Genomic DNA, 23,319 nt, shown 5'->3' with positions numbered 1-23,319 from the left:
CTTTAGATCAGCTTGGTCAGCGTTTCGGCTGCCCGCTTGATGTCCAGAAAAATCAAGCCCAGCTTGGCGTTGGACTTGGCCAGCACGGTCAGCACGGCTTCAGGGCCAGCTGAACTCATGATCACGTAACCCCGTTCGCCCTGAATCAGGACGCGCTCCAGTGAGCCCCGTGCCAGTTCGCGCGCAGTGCGCTCGCCGAGTGAGAGCAAGGCGGCAGACATGGCGCCCATGCGGTCTTCATCCATGCCGTGTGGCAGGGCCGAGGCAATCATCAAGCCGTCGGTGGAAATCAAGGCTGATGCCTCGATATCGGCCGTAGAACCGTTCAGGTCCTCCAGCGCTTGCTGAAACATATCTGTGCGCATCTTCCGCTCCTGTAGTCGAACTCAATTTGAATTCCCGGATTAGGCGCGCACAACCAAATGTTACTGTTGATACAAATCAACTCTCCCCAAAACAGCTTTTATTCAAGGTTTCCCCGCGCTGTGAAAAGTGGCAACGCCCGACCAAATGCCCAAAAATTCAAACCATCGTTGGATGCCTGAAAATTTGGCGCTAGAGTCAGTGCTTGCTTCTCACTTCAACCAGGAAATTTCATGATTCTCGAACTTGCAGACATTCGCATTCATCCGGGCCAGCAAGCAGCGTTCGACGCCGCCATCCAGCGCGGCATTGCCGACGTGATTTCAAAAGCCAGGGGTTTCGAGGGCTACACCATCAACAAGGGCATCGAAAGCCCCGAGCGCTACATTTTGCAAATCTTTTGGGCCACGCTGGAAAACCACACTATTGATTTCCGCGAGTCACCGGCTTTTGCCGATTGGCGGGCGATCGTCGGCCCGTTTTTTGCCGGCCCGCCTACCGTGGAGCATTTCAACCTGCTGGCCAAATCCGACTGACAGCGCGCGCAGAGACAGCGAAAAATCAAGGCTGGATAACCAGTTTTGCGCTGATGGCAAAGGGGTTAATGGGATATTGACACTTTGCACAGCTGGCAATGAACACGCCGAAAACCAGCCCCTTCAGCTTGGCGGCCTGTTCAGCCCCTCACGAAATCAATTTTTCACACTTTTCAGACCTGGCATGAAACCCTTCACTCACCTTCCCCGCCTTTTCACGACGCAAAAGCTTTCGTCCCTTTCCGGACATTCAGGACACGCGGTGCGCGCTCTGTTTTTAATAGCTGCTTGCGCCCTTCCACTGTGCGCCAGCGCCCAAAAAAGCTTGAAAACTGCCGAATCTGCAGCCGCCTGGCCGACCCGGACGGTTCGCATTGTGGTGGGGTTTCCGGGTGGCTCGACACCGGACATGTCGGCCCGCACGCTGGCCGAGCCCTTGGCACGGGCGCTGGGCCAGCCGGTCATCATTGAAAACCGGGTCGGTGCTTCGGGCAACATCGCTGCCGATTTGGTTGCCAAGGCCACCGACGACCATACGCTGGGCATCGTCATCAATGGCAATCTGACCTCCGCCAAACAGCTCTACCCCAAGCTGCCTTACGACCCGGCCAAAGACTTCACGCCGATATCGCTGCTCGCCACCGCCCCGCTGATGCTGGTGGCGCCGGCCAGCCTGCCGGGCGGCGCGGCCTTTTTTGAGGCCGCCCGCCAGGGTGGCAGCCAGTGGAACTATGGCTCGGTCGGTACAGGTTCGGTCGCGCATCTGGGCATGGAACTGATCAAAAGCCAGGTGCCCGGCATGACACCGCTGCAGATTCCTTATCCGGGCAATCCGCAAGTCGTCACCGCCATGCTCGGCGGCCAGATCCAGATGGCGCTCATTCCGCCAGGCATTGCCCTGCCGCATATCCGCTCTGGAAAACTCCAGGCCATTGGTCTGGCGGGCGGACGCAGTCTGCTCGCGCCCGACGTTCCGCCCTTGTCCGATATCGGCGTGAAGAACGTCCATCTGGAAGTCTGGAATGCGTTGATTGGCCCGTCCAGCCTGTCCAAAGCGGCGCAAGCCCGGCTGGCGCAGGAAGTGCCGCGCATCATTCGTGAGGCAGACACGCGGCAAAAACTGTTTGCCCAAGGCTGGCAGGCTGTCGGCACGTCGCCAGAAGGCCTTAAAAGCCGCCTGAAAGACGAAACCGCGCTGTTGGGCAACATCATCCAGACACGCGGCATCAAAATCGAATAAGCCAGCAACGCGTCACAGCCACTTGCGGGCGCAACGCCTGGCGGGTGGCGTGGCACACTTCAAAATTTCGGATACAGCGGCTCATTTTTCAAAAATTTTCGGCCATTGAGCCCCGCACGTCACTCAAAAGGAATCTTTTTCATGCGCTTTGTCGTTACCCCGCCCGCCCCAGTTTCTGTGCCCGTCGTAGGCACCGAAGACCGCTTTCCGATTCGCCGCGTTTATTGCGTGGGCCGCAACTATGAAGAGCATGCCAAGGAAATGGGGTTCACCGGCCGCGAGCCGCCTTTCTTCTTTTTGAAGCCCGCCGATGCCATCGTCGTGGTCGATGCCGGCAGCACCGGCTCGATGGCCTACCCCAGCCTGACCCACAACCTGCACCACGAAATTGAACTGGTCGTGGCGGTTGGCACAGGCGGAAAAAACATTCAGGCAGCCGATGCGCACCAGCACATCTTTGGTTACGCCGTCGGTCTGGACATGACGCGCCGCGACCTGCAAAACGAGATGAAAAAGCAGGGCCGCCCGTGGTGCATCGGCAAGGGGTTTGACCAGTCCGCACCGATTGGTCCCATCACACCCGTAGCGCAGGCCGGTGACATAGACAACGCAGAAATTTACCTGCAGGTCGGCGGCCAGGACCGGCAGCGCAGCCATGTCTCCAAGCTGATCTGGAATATTGCCGAAACCATCGCGCATTTGTCCGCTGCCTGGGAGTTGCAGCCCGGCGACCTGATTTACACCGGCACGCCGGAAGGCGTGGCCGCCGTGGTAGCGGGCGACACGATGACCGGCGGCGTCACGGGCCTGGAGTCCTTGAGCGTCAAGGTGGTCTGACAGGCCTGTTTGCTGAAACGCCGAAGGCCTGCAGCGCTGAAAAATCCATTTTTTATACGATTTGTGCCTCTTGTGCATGATAGACGGGCGAATAAAGCTATTTATTTGATAGCATTTTTCGCCCCTGAAATCCAGGTTTCAGCCAGCAAGAATTTCAAAGCCACTACACTTATTTAATGCACCGCCCTCCCCTGAAATACTGCCGCGTTTGCGGTACCGCCGTGGTTTACCGCTTGCCTGACGATGGCGACACCAAGGAGCGGGCTGTCTGTCCGGCCTGCCACACCGTCCACTATGAAAACCCGCTCAACGTCGTCGGCACCGTGCCGGTCTGGGGCGAAGATGGCGCGCAGGTCTTGCTGTGCAAACGCAATATCGAACCGCGCTGGGGCAAATGGACGCTGCCGGCGGGTTTCATGGAAATGGGCGAAACCACCGCCGAAGGTGCAGCCCGTGAAACCGACGAGGAAGCCGGTGCGCAGTATGAATTGCAGGGGCTTTTTACCCTCATGAATGTGGCGCGTGTGGGCCAAGTGCATCTGTATTACCGGGCGCGGCTGCTAAACCCCGACTTCAATCCCGGCCATGAAACCATCGAGGCCCGGCTGTTCACCGAATCAGAAATCCCGTGGGACGACCTGGCCTTCAGAACCGTCAAGGAAACGCTGGCGCTTTATTTTGACGACCGCCGCAAGGGCCATTTCGGCGTTCATGTGCTTGACATTGCCTGAGCGGGCGGCCCTGCAGCTTTGTAAGCAAGTGCAGGCGGCAGTTTCAGCGCCTTAAAATTTCAGGCATCTGTAAAGGCGCTGCGCCAGGCAGGTTATCTGCCCGTCGCGTCATTCGTCGCCCCTTTCATCCCGCATTCCAACACCCGTAAATCCATGTTCAAATCCGCCTCTTTTTTCCGTATTTCTGCCGACTTCGTCATGCCGCCCCTGGATGCACTGGAAGAGGCGCTGCAGTCTGCCCAATTCATGCCCTGCGGCGCCACCCAGCCCGAGTCCGTCGGCTGGGTTCCGCCGCGCGGCAACAAAAGCACGGTACTGCTGGAAACTGTAGGCCCCCAAGTCATCTTGCGGTTGTGCATTGAACGCCGTCCCGTGCCCGCTTCTGCCGTCAAAGCCGAGGTCGAACTGCGCGTTGAAAAATACAAGCAGGAAACTGGCCGCGAGCGCGTCAGTTCCAAAATCAAGAAAGAATTCAAGGAAGAAGCCATGCAGTCCCTGCTGCCACGCGCGTTCACCAAACGTTCTTCAACGACGCTGTGGATTGACCCGGTGAATAAATTCCTGGTGGTGGATTCAGGCAGCTTGACCGGCGCTGACAAAGTGGTGGGCAACCTGGTGGAAGTGCTCAGCGAAGTCCCCGGATCGCGTCCGGGTATCATGGCCAAGCCGGTGCAAACCACGACAGCTGCCGGCACGGCCATGGCGCAATGGCTGGCCAGCCGCGAAGCACCTGCCGATTTCACGGTCGACCGTGACTGCGAACTCAAGATGCCCGATGACCAAAAATCAACCGTCCGCTATTCACGCCACACGCTGGAGATTGACGAAGTGGCTGAACACATTGCTTCGGGCAAAGTGCCTACGCAACTGGCCATGACCTGGAACGAGCGCGTGTCTTTTGTGCTGACCGACATGGCACAGATCAAAAAAATCAAGCTTCTCGATGTGGTGCTGGATGGCGTGCAGGAAAACGGCAAGGATGATGATGGTTTTGACACCGATGCCGCCATCGTGACGGGCGAGTTGTCAGCCTTGATTCCAGACTTGCTGGAAGCACTGGGCGGCGAGTTGTCTATAGACGGCGCTGCACCACAAGCCCCCGCACGCGAGCTGGCTGCGGCCTGAAGCCAGGAAAATTGATTTTTTGAGGGCCACGCGTTCGCCCAAAATCGCTCAAAACCGCCATCAACCAGCGTTGCGCGGATTGATGGCTCTCTGCCAAGCCAAGCCTGGTTTATTGCCCTCTTCAATCTGGGAGCATGAAATCAAGGGCTCCTGCGTCAGGTTTTTGCGCCAAAACCTGACGTCGTTGCTGCCGCAAAATCCCTCATGAATACACACATTGTTCTTATCCAGTGGCGGAGCGGGTTGCAACGGCATTGCTCCGCAAAAAGTGCGGTACGCTGTCCGCCATGAACTTACCTAAACGAAACAAGCCTTTCGCGATGATCCGGGAATTCCACCTCGCTGACTGGTTCACACTGGCAAATGCAGTGTGTGGCACAGGTGCGTTGTTTTCCATGATGACGTATCTGCAGACAAACAACGTGATGCATGTCTACTTTGCATGCGCACTGGTATTGGCCGCCTTGGTCTTCGATGTGCTGGATGGGCGCATCGCCCGCTGGCGGCAGAAAACGTCGGCTATGGGCCGCGAACTCGACTCTTTGGCGGACATCATTTCATTTGGCGTTGCCCCGGCGGTCATTGCCTATGGTTGCGGCATGCAAGGCCTGTTTGACCGTATTGTGCTGACCTGCTTTGTAGCCTGCGGCGTTTCACGTCTGGCGCGCTACAACGTGACGGCTGAATCGCTGTCTGACGGCGAGAACAAGGTGAAATACTTTGAGGGAACGCCTATTCCCACATCGCTGCTGCTTGTGCTGCTGATGTTCGTTGCGGCCTGGCAAGGCGCGCTGCATGAGTCGCTGTGGTTCGGACAGGTCGCCTTTGCCGGTTTCACACTGCACCCGCTGGTGCTGCTCTTCGCACTTTCGGGCTCGTTAATGGTGAGTCGGATCCGATTTCCCAAACTTTGATTGGCGCAGTTACCACGCGTCAGATACGCAAGCAAAGAAAGTAAGGCGCAAAAACTAAAAAACCCGGCACATTGGCCGGGTTTTTTAGTTGAAAGCGTTTTCAGTCAAACGCCGCTGCTGATAAAGCTTGCCGACCCCAACGACTCATCAAGGCGTCGTGGTTACAAGCCCAAGGGGAGCAGTTCAGGAATTACGTGCTTTCTTGACAGCGGTAACGCCGTTCTTCATGGCTGACTCCAGAGCGGTTTCCATCGACGAAGCGGCCGTCTTCAGGCTCTTGCCCACGTTTGCAAAAACTTCTGGCGCTGGATGTGCTTTTTCGAGGGCATCGACGCTGGAATTGAATTGTGCAACGCCAAGAGCCGTGACATCCTTCAAGTTTTTCTTGGCAATCGCGATGCTGTTTTCAGCAGATGCTTTCATGGCTTCGAAAGCAGCTTGTGGCTCCTTGACGTTTTTGAACGATTCCACCGTTTCAGCCATGGATGCTTGCGCAGCTTGCGCCTGTTTCTGAGCCAGATCGCCCCACGCCTTGAGGTGATCCATCACTGGCTTGAACGCTTCTTGCGCAGCAGCAGGATTGAATTTCTCGGCGCTGTCTTTCATGGTTTTAGCGGCGGCTTCGAAAGGATTTTTGGAGAACATGTGATGACCTTTTTAAAATGTTGCAATGCAGCAATTATGCTGCATTAATCAAAAAATGCAAAACCGACCGACTGAGTTGGCCCCCAGAAGACGTATTGCTTATTGAGTGATTTTCAGCTTGGAAGTCAATGCGGCGGAGTGCGAGCAAATTCGCCTATGGTCGACAGCGCAAACGCTGACGCGGTCGAGTTGTTGGCCGTGAGGTTGCGGGAAACCATGACGGCAGTACTGCTTGCCGGTGTCGTGGGCTTGCGTCAGCCTCAAACCGGGGTAGCCGCCTAATTCCCGGGCCAGCGCTAGGCGCCGAGAGCAAAACCCAGCACTCAGTCCAGAGATCATCCAGCAGCACGCAGGCAGGCAGGCAGGCAGGCAGGAAAATTAAGAGTTCGCCGCAGACAGCATGCGCACCTTGGTGCTTTCAAACGAATAAATCAAGCTGAGTTCACGATAAAACTTGCGCATGTGCGTCTTATAGGCCACATCCAGTAAACGCTTTCTCGGCGCGTTACTTCGGCTTGCACCGCTTGAATAAGCAAGCCCCAATGAAAAACGCACCCGAAGGTGCGTTTTGGAGCGTCTTGAGCGCTTGTATTGGCGGAAACGGAGAGATTCGAACTCTCGATGAGGCTCTACACCCCATACTCCCTTAGCAGGGGAGCACCTTCGGCCACTCGGTCACGTTTCCAATTCAACGATTATCGCACGACTTTTGGCCTGATTTCAGACAGCCGGCTGGTCCAGACCAAAAGCTTTGTGCAGGGCGCGAACGGCGAGTTCCATGTACTTCTCGTCAATCACTACGGAGGTCTTGATTTCGCTGGTCGAGATCATCTGGATGTTGATGCCCTCTTCGGCCAGCACACGGAACATCTTGCTGGCCACGCCCACATGGCTGCGCATGCCAATGCCCACGATGCTGACCTTGCAGATCTTGGCATCGCCAGTGACTTCCTGCGCGCCCAGTTGGGGCACCACCGTGGACTTGAGCAACTCGACGGTTTTTGCAAAGTCGTTGCTGTGTACGGTAAAGCTGAAGTCGGTTTTGCCGTCTTTGCTGATGTTCTGGATGATCACATCGACTTCGATGTTGGCATCGGCCACGGCGCACAGGATCTGGGCAGCAATGCCGGGGGTGTCGGGCACGCCGAGCACTGAAACTTTGGCTTCGTCGCGGTTGAACGCGATGCCCGATACGATGGCTTTTTCCATGTTTTCGTCTTCCTCAAAACTGATCAAGGTGCCGGATTTGGCTTCTTCGTTGATATCGATATCCCAGTCGGTAAAACTGGACAGCACGCGCATGGGCATTTTGTACTTGCCGGCAAATTCGACCGAGCGAATTTGCAGCACCTTGGAGCCCAGCGAGGCCATCTCCAGCATTTCTTCAAAACTCACGGTTTGCAGGCGGCGCGCCTCGGGCACGACGCGCGGATCGGTGGTGTAGACGCCATCGACATCGGTGTAAATCAGGCATTCGTGCGCCTTGAGCGCAACAGCAATCGCCACCGCTGAAGTGTCAGAGCCGCCCCGGCCCAGCGTGGTGATGTTGCCCTCGTCATCCACGCCCTGAAAGCCGGTGATGATGACGACCTTGCCGGCGTTCAGGTCTGCCAGCACGCGCGCATCGTCAATCGACTCGATGCGCGCCTTGTTGTAGGCATTGTTGGTCTTGATGCCGACTTGCCAGCCGGCATAGCTCACCGAAGGCTGGCCGAGTGACTGCAGGGCAATAGCCAGCAGCGCGCTGGAGGCCTGCTCGCCCGTCGCGGCCAGCGCGTCGAGTTCGCGGCTGTAGCTTGTGTCGGGAGCCTCAGGAGCGAGCTCGCGGGCCAGGCCCAGCAGGCGATTGGTTTCGCCACTCATGGCACTGGGAACGACCACCATCTGGTGGCCGGCACGCGCCCATTTGGCAACGCGTCTGGCCACATTTCGAATGCGCTCGGTCGAGCCCATCGAGGTGCCGCCGTATTTATGAACGATCAAAGCCATTGCAGGATGTCAATCAGTTGTTGGGGGTGAACTTGTTTTATTGCCAGCGTTTGCAGTACGCTGCTTTCGTCAATGCATGACGTGCGGCTTGGCGGCAAAGCCTTAAATTATACCCAGCGCCAACAGCAGCTTAGCGGGCGCTGGCCGCAGCCGTGAAGTGCAGATGCAGGCCAAGCCGCGTGACATGGCCTTGCGCCACCTTGAGGTGAATCTGGTGACCGCGCGTGCTGCAGGCGGCAACCTGATGCAGCAGCTGATCAAGTTGCGCGGTGCTCGGCGTGGCGTGCTGCAGCAGCAGCCAGTGACGCAGCACGTTGGCCTGGCGCGGCACCGACAAGGCTTGCAAAGCCTTGATGGCCGGCGGCGTGCCGATGGCCGCCATATCCTGCACGGCGACTTCAACCAGCACTGCCTGCGCCTGCGCGGCATGGCGGGCGCTGCGCGCAAAAGTGACGCGAAAGTGCGGAAATGCTTGCGCCAATACAGGCAGCAAACGCGCCCGGATACGGTTGCGCGTGTAGCGTTCGTCCGTGTTGCTCGGGTCATCCACGAATGGGATCTGCAACTGCACCAGCCATTGCCGCAGAACAATCGACGGAGTTTGCAACAGCGGACGATAAAACATGACGCCGCCGCGCGCGAACTGCACCGGCATGGCCGACAGCCCCGGCAAACCAGCGCCCCGGCTGAGTGCCAGCAGCAAGGTTTCAACCTGGTCGTCGGCATGTTGGCCGAGCAGCACGCCTTTCAAGCCATGCGCCACTGCCGCAGTAGCCAGCGCCGCATAACGCGCCCGACGCGCTGCGTCTTCAGGGCTTTCGCCGGCTGTGTGGCGAGCATCAATTCGCACAATGTGCAAAGGCACCCCGGCCTGGACGCATACAGATTCGCAGACGCCTACGAAATCGCCAGCGGCTGCCTGCAGTCCATGATGGATATGAATCGCCTGAACCTGGCCAGGCCACCGTCTGGCGGCAGCCATCAACAAAGCGGTGGAATCGGCGCCACCGCTGTACGCCACGCCCAAGGGCAGCGGCGCTACGCCCGGAAAAAGAGCATCGATACCCGCCAATGCCGGATTCACAGGATTAACTGGCGCAGCCGCGCCCATCGGCGGCGGACGAATCTTATTTGCCGACGTCAGCTTTGGTGTCGGTAAAGCGGCCATAGCTCTGCAGCCGGTCATAACGACGATCCAGCAGTTCCTTGACTTTCAGGTCGCTGACCTGACGGAACGCGTCATTGAGCGCCCGCTTCAAAAACGCCGCCATCTGCTTGGGGTCGCGGTGCGCGCCACCGACCGGCTCGTTGACGATCTTGTCAATCACGCCCAGTGCCTTGAGCCGGTGCGCGGTAATGCCCAGCGCTTCGGCGGCTTCCTGCGCCTTGTCCGAAGTTTTCCAGAGAATCGAGGCGCAGCCTTCGGGGCTGATGACGGCGTAAATCGAATACTGCAGCATCACCAGCTGGTCAGCCACCGAAATGGCCAGCGCGCCGCCCGAGCCGCCTTCGCCAATGATGGTGGTGATGATGGGCACCTCAAGCTGCGCCATTTCAAAGATATTGCGGCCAATGGCTTCCGACTGGCCGCGCTCTTCGGCTTCAATGCCGGGGTAAGCGCCCGGCGTATCGACAAACGTAAACACTGGCAGCTTGAATTTTTCAGCCGTCTTCATCAGGCGCAGCGCCTTGCGGTAGCCCTCGGGCTTGCTCATGCCGAAGTTGCGCAGGCCGCGTTCCTTGGTGTCTCGCCCTTTTTGGTGGCCCAGCACCATGCAGGCGTTGCCGTTGAAGCGGGCCAGGCCGCCCACAATGCTTAGGTCGTCGGCAAAATGCCGGTCGCCGTGCAGCTCGACAAAGTCGGTAAAGATGTCCCGGATGTAGTCCAGCGTGTAAGGGCGTTCGGCATGCCGGGCAATCTTGGTGATTTGCCAAGGCGTCAAAACGCTGTAAATGTCTTTGGTGAGCTGCTGGCTTTTTTTGGCCAGCTGTTCGATTTCTTCCGAAATATCGACCGCTGACTCGGTTTGCACGTATCGCAATTCTTCAATTTTTCCTTCAAGCTCCGCAATCGGCTGCTCGAAATCGAGAAATGTCTTTTTTGCCATGTGTAATCCTCAGGCGTTTAAATCTTGAAGGGCCGCGTGCAGTGCTTCAGCACACAGGCCACTAGGCCACTGGCACCGCAATCGGGTCCAGGGAGCGCCAAATATACCAAGTCGCCACGCTGCAATAAGGCGCCCAGGCGGCTGCCACTTCTCTGGCGTCGCTGCGGCTGACGGCTTCACCGGAAAAATAATTGCGGCTGATGCCGTTGATCAGCCCCACATCATCGAGCGGCAACACGTTGGGCCGTGTTAAATAAAACATCAAAAACATCTCGGCTGTCCAGCGGCCAATGCCCCGGATGGCGATCAGCTCGGCAATGATGGTTTCATCGTCCATCGCCTGCCAGTCCTGCACATGAACCCGGCCAGCGTCAAAGTGAATCGATAAATCCACCAGGTATTCAACCTTGCGCGCGCTTAAGCCGGCGGCGCGCATGTCGTCGACCTTGAGTCGCAGCACATGCGCCGGCGTCATTTCAGCGGGCAAGGCGGAAAAACGGTGCCAGACGGTTTGCGCCGCCTTCACCGAAATCTGCTGGCCCACAATGCTGCGCGCCAAGGTGCTGAAAGCATCGCCCCGCGACTGCAGGCAGGTGTTGCCGAATTTCGGAATCAGGCGTTTCATGACCCGGTCTTTTTTGACCAGGTGTTTGCAGGCATCCGTCCAGTACGGCGGCAGAACCAGCGCGGGAACCGGTGCACCCGCCGCGTCGGTCGGCGTGATCGGCAACGTCAGGGCGGCATCGGAAGTTACTATGTTTTTCATAGCTGCTTGCGCCCGTCGGCTGTGCGCAAGCGGCCTAAAAAGCTTGAAAACCTCAAGATTGCACCTCCCAGGTCGTCCCCAGGGGCGAATCTTTGAGCACGATGCCTTTGGCCAGCAGGTCGGTGCGGATACGGTCTGCGGCAGCAAAGTCGCGGGCTTTTTTGGCGTCGGCGCGCTCGGCAATCAGTTGCTGGATAGCCGCGTCATCGAGCGCGGCACCCGCCTGAAGGTACGCCGATGCGTCGCCCTGCAGCAGGCCCAGGCAGCCGCCCAGGCTTTTCAGCAGGCCGGCAAGTGGGGCAGAGCGGGTCTTGTTGACCTCGCCCGCCAGATCGAACAGCACGGCAACGGCTTCGGGCGTGCCGAAATCCTCATCCATCGCGGCCTTGAAACGGGCGGCAAACGGATCGTTCCAGTTAATCACCACGGTAGCCGGCGCGACCAGACTGAGCGCGGTGTACAGGCGCTTGAGCGAGTTGCGGGCATCGTCCAGGTGCGCGTCGCTGTAGTTCAGCGCGCTGCGGTAATGGGCGCGGAGGATGAAAAAACGCACCGTCTCGGGATCGTACTTTTCCAGCACTTCGCGGATGGTGAAAAAGTTGCCCAGCGACTTGGACATTTTCTCGTTGTCCACCCGCACGAAGCCGTTGTGAATCCAAAAACGGGCCATAGGCTTGCCGTTGGCGGCTTCGCTCTGTGCGATTTCGTTTTCGTGGTGCGGGAACTGCAAATCAGCGCCGCCGCCGTGAATGTCAAACGTCTCGCCCAGTGTCTGGCAGCTCATGGCCGAGCATTCAATGTGCCAGCCGGGCCGGCCTTTGCCGTAGTCGTGGCCCAGCGCGGCGCTGTCCCACTTGGCGTCTTCGGGCTCGCTCTCCTTGGCTGATTTCCACAGCACAAAGTCCAGCGGATCGTCCTTGCCTTCGAGCACCGCCACGCGCTCACCGGCGCGCAATTCGTCCAGCGATTTGCCCGACAGCTTGCCGTAGCCCGGAAATTTGCGCACGGCGTAGTTCATGTCGCCGCTTGACCCCCGGTAGGCCAGGCCTTTTTTCTCCAGCGTGTTGATCATGTCCAGCATTTGCGGCACGTATTCGGTCGCGCGCGGCTCCAGCGTGGGCGGCTCGATGTTGAGCGCGCCAATGTCCTGGTGCATGGCCGCAATCATCTCGTCCGTCAGGGCGCGAATGGTGATGCCGCGCTCAACGGCCCGTTTGATGATCTTGTCGTCAATATCGGTTATGTTGCGGACATAAATGACCTGGTAGCCGCTGACCTTGAGCCAGCGTTGCACCACATCAAACGCCATCATCATGCGGGCGTGGCCGATATGGCACAGGTCATAAATGGTCATGCCGCACACATACATGCGCACCTGGCCGGGGACGAGGGAAGAAAAATCTTCTACGGCACGCGACAGCGTGTTGTAAATGCGAAGGCTCATGGGAATTGTCTGAATGCGTAGCCTGACGTCAAAGTCGTCAGAAATGAAGAAAAAAGGCACCTGCAAATCACCGGCGGCGATGAGCCCGAAGCCGAGGCAAAATCTACAGAATAAAACGGTGGAAAAACATCACGACAGGGAAGCTGACTATACCCCCTCAGCTAGAATTGCGCAGTATATCCAGCCAGTCCGGGCACGCTTGGCGAGGCCGGAACAGCGATCTGATTCGGCTTGTTTTAGCCTCACTTTCCGCCCCAGCGCGGCCTCATGCCTTCTTGACAACAGCGAGAGTCCCATGCCCACGCGAGCCCTCTTTTTACGCAAGCCCCTGCCCTTTTTTATGAAGATGGGCAGCCTGATGCTGCTCACGCTGCTTGCCCCGCTTGCCGCCCATGCCGACGACTACAGCGACGTCAACTTCCTGATCAGCGCCAGGCAATTCCCGCAGGCACTGGCCAAAGCCGACAGCTACCTGGCCGGCAAACCGCGCGACCCCCAGATGCGTTTCCTCAAGGGCGTGATTCAAAGTGAAACCGCCAAAACCGGCGACGCGATAGAAACCTTCAACCAAATCACCCTCGACTACCCCGAGCTGCCCGAGCCGTACAACAACCTGGCCGTGCTGTATGCCGGGCAAAGCCAGTTTGACAAGGCCAGGGCAACACTTGAAATGGCGATTCGCCTGAACCCAAGCTACGCCACCGCCCACGAAAACCTCGGCGATGTTTATGCGCGCCTGGCCAGCCAGTCCTACAGCCGTGCGCTGCAGCTTGATGCCGGCAACGCCAGCCTGCGCCCCAAGCTGGCCCTCATCAACCAATTGCTGACACCGGCCGCCAAAGCCGCTGCGCCGGTCAAAGCTGCCGCGCCTGTCAAAGCCGCTACGCCCGCTAAAGCCGCCAAAGCCCGCTGAAGGCACGCAGCAACGCACCCGTTTCCTGAATTTCCAAGACTTTTTGAAGGACTGAATCCGTGAAAATATCAACAACCCACCTCACCCGACGCGCAGCAACGGCCCTGCTGGTCGCCCTGACCTTCAGCGCTGGTATCACGACCGCCCTGGCCGCCGAGCCAGCAGCGCCCAAGGTCAAATTCGCCACCAGCGAAGGCGACTTCGTGGTCGAGGTCTATCCCGACAAAGCTCCCAAGACAGTGGAAAACTTCTTGCAGTACGTCAAGGACAAACACTACGACGGCACGATTTTTCACCGCGTAATCAACAATTTCATGGTGCAGGGCGGCGGCTATGACGCCGCTTATGCCGAAAAGAAAACCCGCGCTCCCGTGGTGCATGAGGGCCGTGAAGCACTCGCCAAAGGCGGCCAAAAGAACGTTGTCGGCACGCTGGCGATGGCCCGCACCAACGAGCCCAATTCCGCCACGTCGCAGTTTTTCATCAATGTGAAAGACAATGACTTCCTGAACCCGTCCACGCTGGCCCCCGGCTACACCGTGTTCGGCAAGGTGACGAGCGGCATGGACGTTGTCAACAAGATCAAGGCCTTGCCCACAGGCAGCGGCGGGCCTTTTCCTTCAGACGTTCCCAAAACGCCCGTCATGATCAAATCCGCAACCCTAGTCAACTAACCCTTCTCCACAAAGGACACCATGAGCCATCCAAAAGTAGAACTCCACATCACCAACTACGGCGTCATCACGCTTGAGCTGGACGAAGCCAAAGCGCCTAAAACGGTCGCCAACTTCCTGAACTACGTCAACAAGGGCCATTACGACGGCACCGTGTTTCATCGCGTAATTCCCGGTTTCATGGTTCAGGGCGGCGGTTTTTCCGTCGGCATGAAGCAAAAGCCCACTGATGGCGAGATCGAAAACGAAGCCACCAACGGCCTGAAAAACGACCACTACACCGTCGCCATGGCCCGCACCAATGCGCCGCATTCGGCCAGCTCGCAGTTTTTCATCAATGCATCCGGCAACAACAGCTTTCTGAACCACACGTCACCGAACGGTTCGGGCTGGGGTTACGCCGTGTTTGGCAAAGTCGTTGAAGGCAAGGAAGTGGTCGACAAGATCACCTCCGTCAAGACCGGCAACAAAGGCGGCCACTCGGATGTGCCCGTCGAAGACGTGATCATCGAAAAAGCCGTTGTGCTGGCTTGATGTCCTCCGGGACTGAGCTTGCCTGAGTCCTTGATGGAAACCCGATCGACCGTGCCCCGGATGACCGAGCTTGTAGCTCCATCGTCCTGGCGCACGGTCGATTTCATTTCCGACCTGCATTTGAACGCCGACGAGCCGGCTACCTTCGCTGCATTTCAGCACTACCTGCACGGCACGCCAGCCGACGCCGTTTTCATTCTGGGCGACCTGTTTGAAGTCTGGGTGGGCGACGATGTCGTCAGCAGCGACTTCGACCGGCATCCCGAAGCCAGTTTTGAAAACCGCTGCGCCAGCGCGCTCAGCCAGGCCGCCAGCCAGCGGGCGCTTTTTTTCATGCACGGCAACCGCGACTTTCTGGTCGGCCCGGCGCTTATGGCGCTGTGCGGCGCTACCTTATTGGACGATCCGACCGTGTTGACATTTGCCGACCAGCGCTGGCTGCTGTCGCACGGCGATGCCTTGTGTCTGGACGACACCGACTACATGCAGTTTCGCCAACAGGTGCGTTCTGCCGCGTGGCAACGTGCTTTTCTGGCCAAGCCATTGACTGAGCGCCAAGCCATCGCCAGCGAGATTCGCCGGCAAAGCGAAGCCCGCAAGCAGTCCAGCCAGGATTACGCCGATATCGACACCACCGCCGCCCGCCAGTGGCTGCAGGCGGCCCATGCGCACACACTGATTCACGGCCACACCCACAAGCCCGCCCTTCACGACCTGGGCAACGGCTTTTCGCGCGTGGTGTTGAGCGACTGGGATGCGCACGCTGTGGTGCCGCGCGCCGACGTGCTGCGCCTGACGGCCAGCGGCCTGCAGCGCATTGCCCTGCTGCCGGCCTGAGAAAAACGCCATGCTCGACTGGCTCAAAACCCTGCTTCACCTTCCGGGCGGCCAACCCAAGGCGATTCCTGAAGCGCTGTGGCAGCAGACGCTGCAGCACTACCCTTTCCTGGCGCATCTTTCAGCGGCTGATCGGCAAACGCTTCGCACGCTGGTGGGCGAATTTTTAAACCGCAAGGAGTTCACCGGCGCGCACGAGCTGCAGGTGACCGATGAAATGGCCGTCGCCATCGCCGCACAAGCTTGCCTGCCGGTGCTGCACCTGGGGCTGGACTGGTATGACGATTTCACCGGCATCGTGGTGCATGCGGGCGCGATGCTGGCCCGGCGCGTCAGCACCGATCAGGCCGGCGTGGTGCATGACTACAAGGAAGCGCTGCTGGGCGAAGCCATGCACGGCGGCCCGGTCACGCTGAGCTGGCAGGACGTGGCCGCCTCGGGCCGTTCCGCCGAACACGGCCACAACGTGGTGATTCACGAGTTCGTCCACAAAATCGACATGAAGGACGGCACTGCCAACGGCTGCCCACCCCTGCCGTCGCGCGCCGACCAGGCTGTCTGGCATGACACGATGCATGCCGCCTACGATCATTTTTGCGAGCAAATCGCCATGGCCGAACGCTTTGGTGCCGCAGCGCCCTGGCTGGACGCCTACGGTGCGACGGCACCGGCTGAATTCTTTGCCGTGGCCTGCGAAGCCTACTTTGTGAACCGCGAGCGCTTCACACAAGAGTTTTCGACCCTGACGCCGCTGTTTGACCAGTTTTTTCAAGCCAAATAGGCTTTAGGCGCATGCCCTGCCTGCGCAGGCAGCTATTTATTCAATAGCAAAATTTATTGCTTTCCAGCGCCAGCCTGCCAGTTCAAGCGCAGCGCGGCAATCCATCCCCTGTGATTGATCCACCCTGAATCGCCACCGCCTGCGACTTCGCGATGACGCGGCCAAAGCATGGCCATCTCGGCAACCAAATCTCCCACTTTGAAATGCAATAACCCGTTGCCGGCCCACGTCCGCACCCTCGGGCTAACCCGACTTGCAAAATTTTCAAAATAGGCTTTCTTTTTCATGAAAAGAGCGTAAATTCCGGCCACGCTTGGCGCGTCGGTGATGCGGTGCCAGCTTTACCTCAAACAAAAACACCATGAACCTCTTCAGCCAGCTCTTTGGCCGCTTTCTGGCGGCCCGGCACACCAGCCACCTGTTTCGTCGCCGCGTGATTCTGGAGTCGCTGCCCAAGGGCGGACGTTCGGGGCAGGTGTCCGACCAGCTGACTCAGCAATTGATCGCGCAGGCGCGCATCGACCTGCCCGGCGTGCTGTCGCAGCTTGGCACTTCAAAACAAGGCCTGAGCGACGCCGAAGCCGACGCCATACGCGAGCGCGTCGGCCCCAACGAGGTCGAGCATGAAAAGCCTATGTCGTGGCCGCACCACCTCTGGCTGAGCTACAACAACCCGTTCAACCTGCTGCTGACCGTGCTGGCCATCGTGTCGTATGTCACCCATGACGACAAAGGTGCCATCGTGATCGGCAGCATGGTGACGCTGTCCACGCTGCTGCGTCTGGTGCAGGAGCGCCGCTCCAACCGGGCCGCGTTGGAACTCAAAGAGCTGGTCAGCAACACTGCCACCGTCATCCGGCGAATGGAGGCTGCCGCAGGCGAAACGCGCCCACCTGAAAACGTCCTTGGCATTCAGGCCTTGGGCCAGATCGAGCTGCCCATCAAGCAACTGGTGCCCGGCGACATCGTGCAGCTGTCAGCCGGCGACATGATTCCGGCCGACTGCCGCATCATGACCGCCAAAGACCTGTTCGTCAGCCAGTCGGCCATGACGGGCGAGTCGCTGCCGGTCGAGAAATTCCCTGATGCCCAGGCGCAAACGCAGGCCGCAGGCGCACTGGAAATGGTGAATCTGGTGTTCATGGGCACCAATGTGGTGTCAGGCTCGGCCACTGCCGTGGTGCTGGCCACCGGCAACCACACCTACTTTGGCACGCTGGCCACGCGCGCTACGGCTACCACCACCGAACCCAACGCCTTTCAGGTTGGCGTCAACAAGGTCAGCTGGCTGTTGATTCGCTTTGCCTTTGTCATGGTGCCGATTGTTTTTTTCATCAACGGCTTTACCAAGGGCGACTGGCCCGAGGCGTTTTTGTTCGCACTGTCGGTGGCGGTGGGCCTGACGCCGGAAATGCTGCCAATGATCGTCACCTCCACGCTGGCCAAGGGCGCGGTGATTTTGTCGCGCAAGAAAGTCATCGTCAAGCGGCTGGACGCCATCCAGAACTTCGGCGCGATGGACGTGCTGTGTACCGACAAGACCGGTACGTTGACGCAGGACAAGATTGCGCTGGCGCGGCACACCGACGTGTTTGGCCAGGAATCCGACGAGGTGCTGGGCTTTGCCTACCTCAACAGCTACTACCAGACCGGCCTGAAAAACCTGCTCGACCGCGCTGTACTGGAGCATGTCGAGGTGCAAACCGAGCTGCAACTGGCCGAAAACTACACCAAGATTGACGAAATTCCGTTTGACTTCGAGCGCCGCCGCATGTCGGTCGTGGTTGCGGAGCGGGCACACCACCACGAGCTGATCTGCAAGGGCGCGGTCGAAGAAATCCTGGCCGCCTGCACCCAAGTGCGCGATGGCGACAAAACCGTGCCACTCGACGCCGCCATGCTGGAGCGCGTCCAGCAGGTCACGCGTGCATTGAACGAAGACGGCCTGCGCGTGGTGGCGGTGGCGATGAAAGAAACTGCGTCCAGCCAGAGCGCCTATTCAGTAGCAGACGAGGCCGCGCTGACGCTGATTGGTTACATCGCCTTTCTTGACCCGCCCAAAGAATCCACCGCGCCCGCGCTCAGGGCGCTGGCCGCCAACGGCGTGACGGTCAAGGTGCTGACCGGCGACAACGAACTGGTCACAGCCGAAGTCTGCCGCCAGGTCGGCTTGAAGGTCGAAGGTCTGGTGCTGGGCCCACAAATCGACGGCATGGACGACAAGGCGCTGGCGCTGGCCGTGGAGCAGCACACGATTTTTGCCAAGCTTTCGCCGCTGAACAAAGAGCGCATCGTGCGCAGCCTGCGCGCCAACGGCCACATCGTTGGTTTCATGGGCGACGGTATCAACGATGCACCGGCGCTGCGCGCTGCCGACATTGGCATTTCAGTCGATACGGCGGTGGATATTGCCAAGGAGGCAGCCGACATCATCCTGCTGGAGCGCAGCCTGATGGTGCTGGAAGAAGGCGTGATCGAAGGCCGCAAGACCTTCAGCAACATGCTGAAATACATCCGCATGACGGCAAGCTCGAACTTTGGCAACGTGTTTTCGGTGCTGATTGCCAGCGTGTTTTTGCCGTTTTTGCCGATGCTGCCGCTGCAGTTGCTGGTGCAAAACCTGCTGTACGACGTGTCGCAAATCGCCATTCCGTTTGACAACGTGGACGCCGAGCTGGTGCGCCAGCCTTTGCGCTGGAACCCCGACGACATCCGCCGCTTTATGATTTTTTTCGGGCCGCTCAGCTCGATTTTCGACATCACGACGTTCGCGGTGATGTGGTACGTGTTCAAGGCCAATTCGCTGGAACACCAAACGCTGTTCCAGTCGGGCTGGTTTGTGGTCGGGCTGCTGACGCAAACGCTGATCGTTCACATGATCCGCACGCCCAAGATTCCGTTCATCGAAAGCCGCGCCGCCTGGCCGCTGCTGGGCATGACGCTGCTCATCATGGCGATTGGTATCTTTTTGCCGATGGGGCCGTTGGCCAGTTACTTCAAGCTCGAAGCGTTGCCGCTGGCCTACTTTGGCTGGCTGGCGGGTATCTTGTTGAGCTACGCGGTGCTGACGACGCTGATGAAGCGTTATTACATCCGGCGTTTTGGCTGGCAGTAGGCCAGTGCATGCGCCAGGCATCTGGCTCGCCGGGAGTCGCCTGCGAGGGAGACAACCGGGCCAGCCATTGCCGGCCCGATAAAGCAAAACCACCTTGTCAATGGCCGCCAGTGCCAAGCGCCGGAATCGATAAAAAAGCCGCCACTGGCGCGGCGGCTCCCTTTATCAGCGCTTGAGCAAGGCTTTCAGCGCGTTCTGCACGCGGCGGGCATTGCTGCCGTCAAACTCGGCAGCCAGCACCTTGGCGGCATCTTCGCCCCAGGTTTCAGCCGGTGCCGGTGCATTGCGTTTGGTCAGCAATTGCAGTTGCAACATGCGGCGCGCACTGATGTGCTCAGCCGGCGTTGGCAGTTCAGCGGCGATTTCGAGGCGCAACAGTGCTTCTGCTGCATCCTTGCCAGCCGGTTCGCTCAGCGCCTTGACCCAGCTGCTGCGCACCGCAGGCGTGACCTGCTTGCCCAGTTCCTGCGCGCCAGGAAGCTGTTCCGGATCGCGCTTTTCCCAAGCCGTCAGCAGGTTGGTCAGCACTTCGCCGTGAGCCTGCATGGCGAGCTTTTTCAGCGCCTGGTTGGCGGCGTCAAAAGCGTCACGCTGGGCGCGGAAAGCGGCATCACCCAAGCGAGGGCCACGCTCTTCAAAAGCCGGACGGTCGCTGAAACGCTCGGTGCGTTCCGGACGCTCTGCGCGTTCTGGACGATAAGGCTCGAACTTGTTGTCGGTGCTCGAACGCGGGCCGCTGGGCTTGCCGCCCGGACGCGCGTCCTTGCGGTCGCCAAACTTGCCGCCACGACCGGGCGCGCCGGCGGGTTCGGCCTTGCGCATGCCGGGGCGGTCATCGCCGCGCATGGCGACGATAGGCTTGGCGGCAGGCTTCGGTGCGGGCGCAGGCTCGGCCGGCGCACTGGCTGGCTGGGCGGATTCAGCAAACTCTGCCGGTGCGGCTTCAGCGGACGGATTGCCATCCACATCGACAAAAGCAGGTGGCGTTTCGCTGGATGCGTCTGCTACGTTTTCAGTAGCTGACTGTGCAGGTGCAGCTTGCGCATCAGGCTGATTTTCATCAGAAACCGGGGCAGATTGATTACCGGCGGCAGCGCCTGCGGCATCGGCAGCGGTTTTGGCTTCGGCAGCCGCTGCGGCCACTTGCACCTGTCCGCGTACGGCGGCTTCCAGCGCCTTGGCGGCAGCATGGATTTTTTGCGCGTCGCCGCTGGCGGTGGCCTGCTCGACCGCCTTGGCGGCTTCCAGCACGTAACGGTCATGTTGACCCAGCGCAGCAGCGGATTTTTCGCGCTCGACGGTTTTGCGCTGGAAGGCGTCGTCAATCGGCTTGCGAAAAGCGTCCCAGAGCTTTTGCTCCTGCTTGCGCTCGATCGGCACACTTTGCGCCTCCTGCTGCCAGCGCTGCTGCACCGACTTGACAGCATCAATGCGCAACTGCGGCTCGGCGCCCAGGACTTGCGCTTCCTCAATCATGGCCTTGCGGCGGGCCAGGCTGGCGTGGCGCGCGGTGGTGAGCGCCGCATCGGCCTGCTCCATGGCGGCTTTCCAGACAGGCTGGATTTCAGCAAACGCTTTGTCGCCCAGGTGGCCGGCTTCACGCCATTTTTCGACAAAACCGTTCAGGCTGCGAATATGCATCTTCCAGTCGGTGCTGTCCTTGTTGGCTTCGGCCCAGGCCAGCACTTCGTCAATCAACGCCTGGCGCTGGGCTTTGTGGGCCTCGGCCTGCTCCTTGACCTTCTCCAGCCAGGCCTCGACGACCTTGTGGGCTTCGTTGCAGGCATCGTCAAAACGCTTCCACAGCGCATGGTTGGGCGTGCCGCCCTGGTCAGAGGTTTTCCACTGCTCGCGCATGTTGCGCAGCGCGTCTTGCTGCTTGCGCCCGCCCAGCGGCTTGGCGAGAAGCGCTTCGGCCTTGACGACCAGCTCTTCGCGAATCTGGTCGGCACGCCAGCGCTGCCAGCCTTCGAGTTCACCAGCGGCGGTCAACGCGGCGTGGGCGGCGGCCTCTAACTTGCTGTCGATGTTGCGGATGTTTTCTTTCAAAGCATGGCGCAGGTCAGCGGCGACCTTGGGCGTGGACTTGCCGTGGCCTTCGGTGACTTCATGCTCCAGCTTGGCCAGCGCTTGCTGCACGATGGCGGAAGCTTTGGCGCGCATCTCATTCAGCACGGCCGGATCCATCTTGACCTTGGGCGCGCGCGCTGGCTGGCTGCCATCAGCGCTGGCCATCTGTTCGGATTTTGAGGTCGGCAGGCCGCGTGCAACGCGCAACTCATCAGCCCATACCGGCACGGCGGGCAGTGGCGCTGCCGTGTCTTCGGCAGCCTTGACAGCCAGCGCCAGCGCGCTTTGAAAAGCGTCCCAGACGGCCAGCAACTGGCCGCGCGAAGCGTCCAGCAGCGGCGGGAACTTGGCATCCACGCTGGCCCAGTTGGCGTCTTGCGCAACTTCATCGGCCTGGGCTTGCCAGTGCGCTACGTCGGCGCGCAAGGTTTCAAGCACAGCCTGGGCATCGCGCCACGGCTTGATCGACAGCACTTCGATGCGCTGCGCAATCAGCACGGCGGCTTCGCGCTGCACCTGGGTGCGGTGCTGCAGGTCTTCAATCGTCTTGACGCGTTCGGCCAGTTGCCCTTTCATACCGGCCAGCGGCTCCTTGGACAGCGGCGCACCGGCTTTGGCGGCATCGCGCTGCCAGGCCAGGGCGTCGGCCAGATTGAGCTTGGGCAGGGCCAGCAAAGCCTGGGCTTTTTCAGCCCATTCGGCGGCAGCGGCTTCCTGGCCTTTGCTGCGCTTGACTTCGTCGAGCTTTTCTTTCAGCGGCTTGGCAGCACCTTTGTCGCGGTTGGCCAGGTCTTTATAGACCTCGGCCATTTGCTCGGGCGTGGGCTCGGTGGTCAGCCACTGGCGGATACGCGAGGCGCGTTCACCGGACGTGGGCGCGGAGAAAGCGCCGCCCGTCAAGCTGTCCAGCGGATGGGGCTCACTACTCTTGGCCGAACTGGATTTCACGGCAACGGCCGGCGTGGCGTCGACTTTGGAAGATTTGGACAAAAAAGAGCGCAACATATAGATCAATCGTTTCTAGAAAAAGCAGCCAGAGACAGCACAAATACCGTGGCAGCGCGGCCCTGAAGCGGGCGATACACGGCGGCTTGTCAGCGGAGGAATTGGGCCAGGACTTGCAAGGCCCGAATGCCCGACGCTTTAAAAAATTAAAGCAGTGCGTGTATTTTCGCTGTTTTTAAAGCATCGCCAAATTAAGTTCGGTACGCGGGGTGCATTTCCCGTCGGGTAGCATGGCTTTGACGGCCCCGAGGAAGAGCCTGCCGCCCGGTAAATCACGCGAAGCGCAGCAGCGAATGGCGTTGTGCATCTATATAGATACGCTTGATTTTTAGCAGGGAAACTGCCTGCACGACAAGGCCGGCTTTGAACACGAAGCGTCGCTAGATATTGCAGACCGGCTGGCTTGCAGACGGCCCGGATTTGACGATGGCGATGGCGATGGCGATGGCGATGGCGAGATCATGAATCGTCAACTCCTTTTTCACACAGGTTTTGACGCCGGTGCGGACAAACGTTAATTACCGCAAGCCTCGAAAAGAAAACCTCCTCTTCGTGCAATTAGCCCAATTTTAGCAAAAAACAGTAACTTCCTACGTCTATTTAGAATATCAAACAAACCTCTTATTATTGACAGGTTATTTGAGTGCCTAATAGAATGCGCCAATCTCAAAGAAAAGGGGGGTCAACCCCTA

21 protein-coding genes and 1 tRNA gene are annotated in these 23,319 nt (G+C 59.2%); 12 read left to right on the top strand and 10 right to left on the bottom strand.

Going from position 1 to position 23,319, the window contains the following annotated elements:
• Nucleotides 1-2: 2 nt before the first annotated feature.
• Nucleotides 3-365 (bottom strand): roadblock/LC7 domain-containing protein, encoded by a 363-nt coding sequence (locus tag RCH06_RS03090; protein WP_327079962.1) that lies wholly within the window; start codon nt 363-365, stop codon nt 3-5.
• A 231-nt stretch (nt 366-596) separates the two neighbouring features.
• On the opposite strand from RCH06_RS03090, the gene RCH06_RS03085 reads away from it, so the two are divergent.
• From RCH06_RS03085 to pssA, 6 genes are all read left to right on the top strand, one after another.
• Nucleotides 597-899, top strand: a complete 303-nt coding sequence (locus RCH06_RS03085; protein ID WP_327079961.1) for an antibiotic biosynthesis monooxygenase family protein — start codon at nt 597-599, stop codon at nt 897-899.
• A 325-nt stretch (nt 900-1,224) separates the two neighbouring features.
• Nucleotides 1,225-2,139 (top strand): Bug family tripartite tricarboxylate transporter substrate binding protein, encoded by a 915-nt coding sequence (locus RCH06_RS03080; RefSeq protein ID WP_327079960.1) that lies wholly within the window; start codon nt 1,225-1,227, stop codon nt 2,137-2,139.
• 141 nt (nt 2,140-2,280) lie between these two features.
• Nucleotides 2,281-2,976: a fumarylacetoacetate hydrolase family protein gene (locus RCH06_RS03075; RefSeq protein ID WP_327079959.1), complete on the top strand. Its 696-nt coding sequence runs from the start codon at nt 2,281-2,283 to the stop codon at nt 2,974-2,976.
• Nucleotides 2,977-3,152: 176 nt separating this feature from the next.
• Entirely contained in the window at nt 3,153-3,707 is a 555-nt protein-coding gene (locus tag RCH06_RS03070; RefSeq protein WP_327079958.1) for an NUDIX hydrolase, read from the top strand.
• A gap of 153 nt (nt 3,708-3,860) precedes the next feature.
• A complete protein-coding gene (locus tag RCH06_RS03065) occupies nt 3,861-4,832 on the top strand; it encodes a recombination-associated protein RdgC (protein WP_327079957.1) in 972 nt (323 codons plus the stop codon).
• A gap of 287 nt (nt 4,833-5,119) precedes the next feature.
• Nucleotides 5,120-5,746, top strand: a complete 627-nt coding sequence (pssA, locus tag RCH06_RS03060; RefSeq protein WP_327080142.1) for a CDP-diacylglycerol--serine O-phosphatidyltransferase — start codon at nt 5,120-5,122, stop codon at nt 5,744-5,746.
• A 183-nt stretch (nt 5,747-5,929) separates the two neighbouring features.
• On the opposite strand, the gene RCH06_RS03055 is transcribed toward pssA, so the two are convergent.
• The 7 genes from RCH06_RS03055 to cysS form a co-directional block, all read right to left on the bottom strand.
• Nucleotides 5,930-6,391, bottom strand: a complete 462-nt coding sequence (locus tag RCH06_RS03055; protein ID WP_327079956.1) for a hypothetical protein — start codon at nt 6,389-6,391, stop codon at nt 5,930-5,932.
• A gap of 592 nt (nt 6,392-6,983) precedes the next feature.
• Nucleotides 6,984-7,076 (bottom strand) — tRNA-Ser (locus RCH06_RS03050).
• A 35-nt stretch (nt 7,077-7,111) separates the two neighbouring features.
• Nucleotides 7,112-8,380 carry an aspartate kinase gene (locus RCH06_RS03045; RefSeq protein ID WP_327079955.1) on the bottom strand — a complete coding sequence of 423 codons (1,269 nt, stop codon included), beginning with the start codon at nt 8,378-8,380 and terminating at the stop codon, nt 7,112-7,114.
• 130 nt (nt 8,381-8,510) lie between these two features.
• A complete protein-coding gene (gene tilS, locus RCH06_RS03040) occupies nt 8,511-9,491 on the bottom strand; it encodes a tRNA lysidine(34) synthetase TilS (protein WP_327080141.1) in 981 nt (326 codons plus the stop codon).
• A gap of 16 nt (nt 9,492-9,507) precedes the next feature.
• Nucleotides 9,508-10,488 (bottom strand): acetyl-CoA carboxylase carboxyltransferase subunit alpha, encoded by a 981-nt coding sequence (locus RCH06_RS03035; protein ID WP_327079954.1) that lies wholly within the window; start codon nt 10,486-10,488, stop codon nt 9,508-9,510.
• 61 nt (nt 10,489-10,549) lie between these two features.
• A complete protein-coding gene (locus RCH06_RS03030; RefSeq protein ID WP_327079953.1) occupies nt 10,550-11,254 on the bottom strand; it encodes a DNA-3-methyladenine glycosylase family protein in 705 nt (234 codons plus the stop codon).
• A 52-nt stretch (nt 11,255-11,306) separates the two neighbouring features.
• The gene (gene cysS / locus RCH06_RS03025) at nt 11,307-12,698 is read right to left on the bottom strand and encodes a cysteine--tRNA ligase (protein WP_327079952.1); all 1,392 of its coding nucleotides are present in this window, start codon (nt 12,696-12,698) and stop codon (nt 11,307-11,309) included.
• Nucleotides 12,699-12,993: 295 nt separating this feature from the next.
• On the opposite strand from cysS, the gene RCH06_RS03020 reads away from it, so the two are divergent.
• Genes RCH06_RS03020 through RCH06_RS03000 form a run of 5 tightly spaced genes read left to right on the top strand, consistent with a single transcriptional unit; the run spans nt 12,994 to nt 16,437 of the window.
• Nucleotides 12,994-13,611, top strand: coding sequence for a tetratricopeptide repeat protein (locus tag RCH06_RS03020; RefSeq protein ID WP_327079951.1), 618 nt, complete (start codon nt 12,994-12,996; stop codon nt 13,609-13,611).
• A 59-nt stretch (nt 13,612-13,670) separates the two neighbouring features.
• Nucleotides 13,671-14,285: a peptidylprolyl isomerase gene (locus RCH06_RS03015; RefSeq protein ID WP_442799582.1), complete on the top strand. Its 615-nt coding sequence runs from the start codon at nt 13,671-13,673 to the stop codon at nt 14,283-14,285.
• Nucleotides 14,286-14,306: 21 nt separating this feature from the next.
• Nucleotides 14,307-14,819, top strand: coding sequence for a peptidylprolyl isomerase (locus tag RCH06_RS03010; protein WP_327079950.1), 513 nt, complete (start codon nt 14,307-14,309; stop codon nt 14,817-14,819).
• Nucleotides 14,820-14,852: 33 nt separating this feature from the next.
• Nucleotides 14,853-15,656, top strand: a complete 804-nt coding sequence (locus RCH06_RS03005) for a UDP-2,3-diacylglucosamine diphosphatase (RefSeq protein WP_327079949.1) — start codon at nt 14,853-14,855, stop codon at nt 15,654-15,656.
• 10 nt (nt 15,657-15,666) lie between these two features.
• Nucleotides 15,667-16,437, top strand: a complete 771-nt coding sequence (locus RCH06_RS03000; protein WP_327079948.1) for a zinc-dependent peptidase — start codon at nt 15,667-15,669, stop codon at nt 16,435-16,437.
• Nucleotides 16,438-16,490: 53 nt separating this feature from the next.
• Here RCH06_RS03000 and RCH06_RS02995 read toward each other — a convergent pair whose 3' ends face one another.
• Nucleotides 16,491-16,724 (bottom strand): hypothetical protein, encoded by a 234-nt coding sequence (locus tag RCH06_RS02995; RefSeq protein WP_327079947.1) that lies wholly within the window; start codon nt 16,722-16,724, stop codon nt 16,491-16,493.
• Nucleotides 16,725-16,798: 74 nt separating this feature from the next.
• Between RCH06_RS02995 and mgtA the strand changes: the two genes are divergently transcribed.
• The gene (gene mgtA, locus RCH06_RS02990) at nt 16,799-19,552 is read left to right on the top strand and encodes a magnesium-translocating P-type ATPase (protein ID WP_327079946.1); all 2,754 of its coding nucleotides are present in this window, start codon (nt 16,799-16,801) and stop codon (nt 19,550-19,552) included.
• Between the two features lie 165 nt (nt 19,553-19,717).
• On the opposite strand, the gene RCH06_RS02985 is transcribed toward mgtA, so the two are convergent.
• Entirely contained in the window at nt 19,718-22,627 is a 2,910-nt protein-coding gene (locus RCH06_RS02985; RefSeq protein WP_327079945.1) for a DUF349 domain-containing protein, read from the bottom strand.
• Between the last annotated feature and the right edge of the window lie 692 nt (nt 22,628-23,319).

Source organism: Polaromonas sp. CG_9.5, assembly GCF_035984465.1.
Taxonomy (GTDB): Bacteria; Pseudomonadota; Gammaproteobacteria; order Burkholderiales; family Burkholderiaceae_C; genus Polaromonas.
Note: the sequence above shows the minus strand (reverse complement) of the source record. Positions and strands in the feature narration are given on the sequence as shown.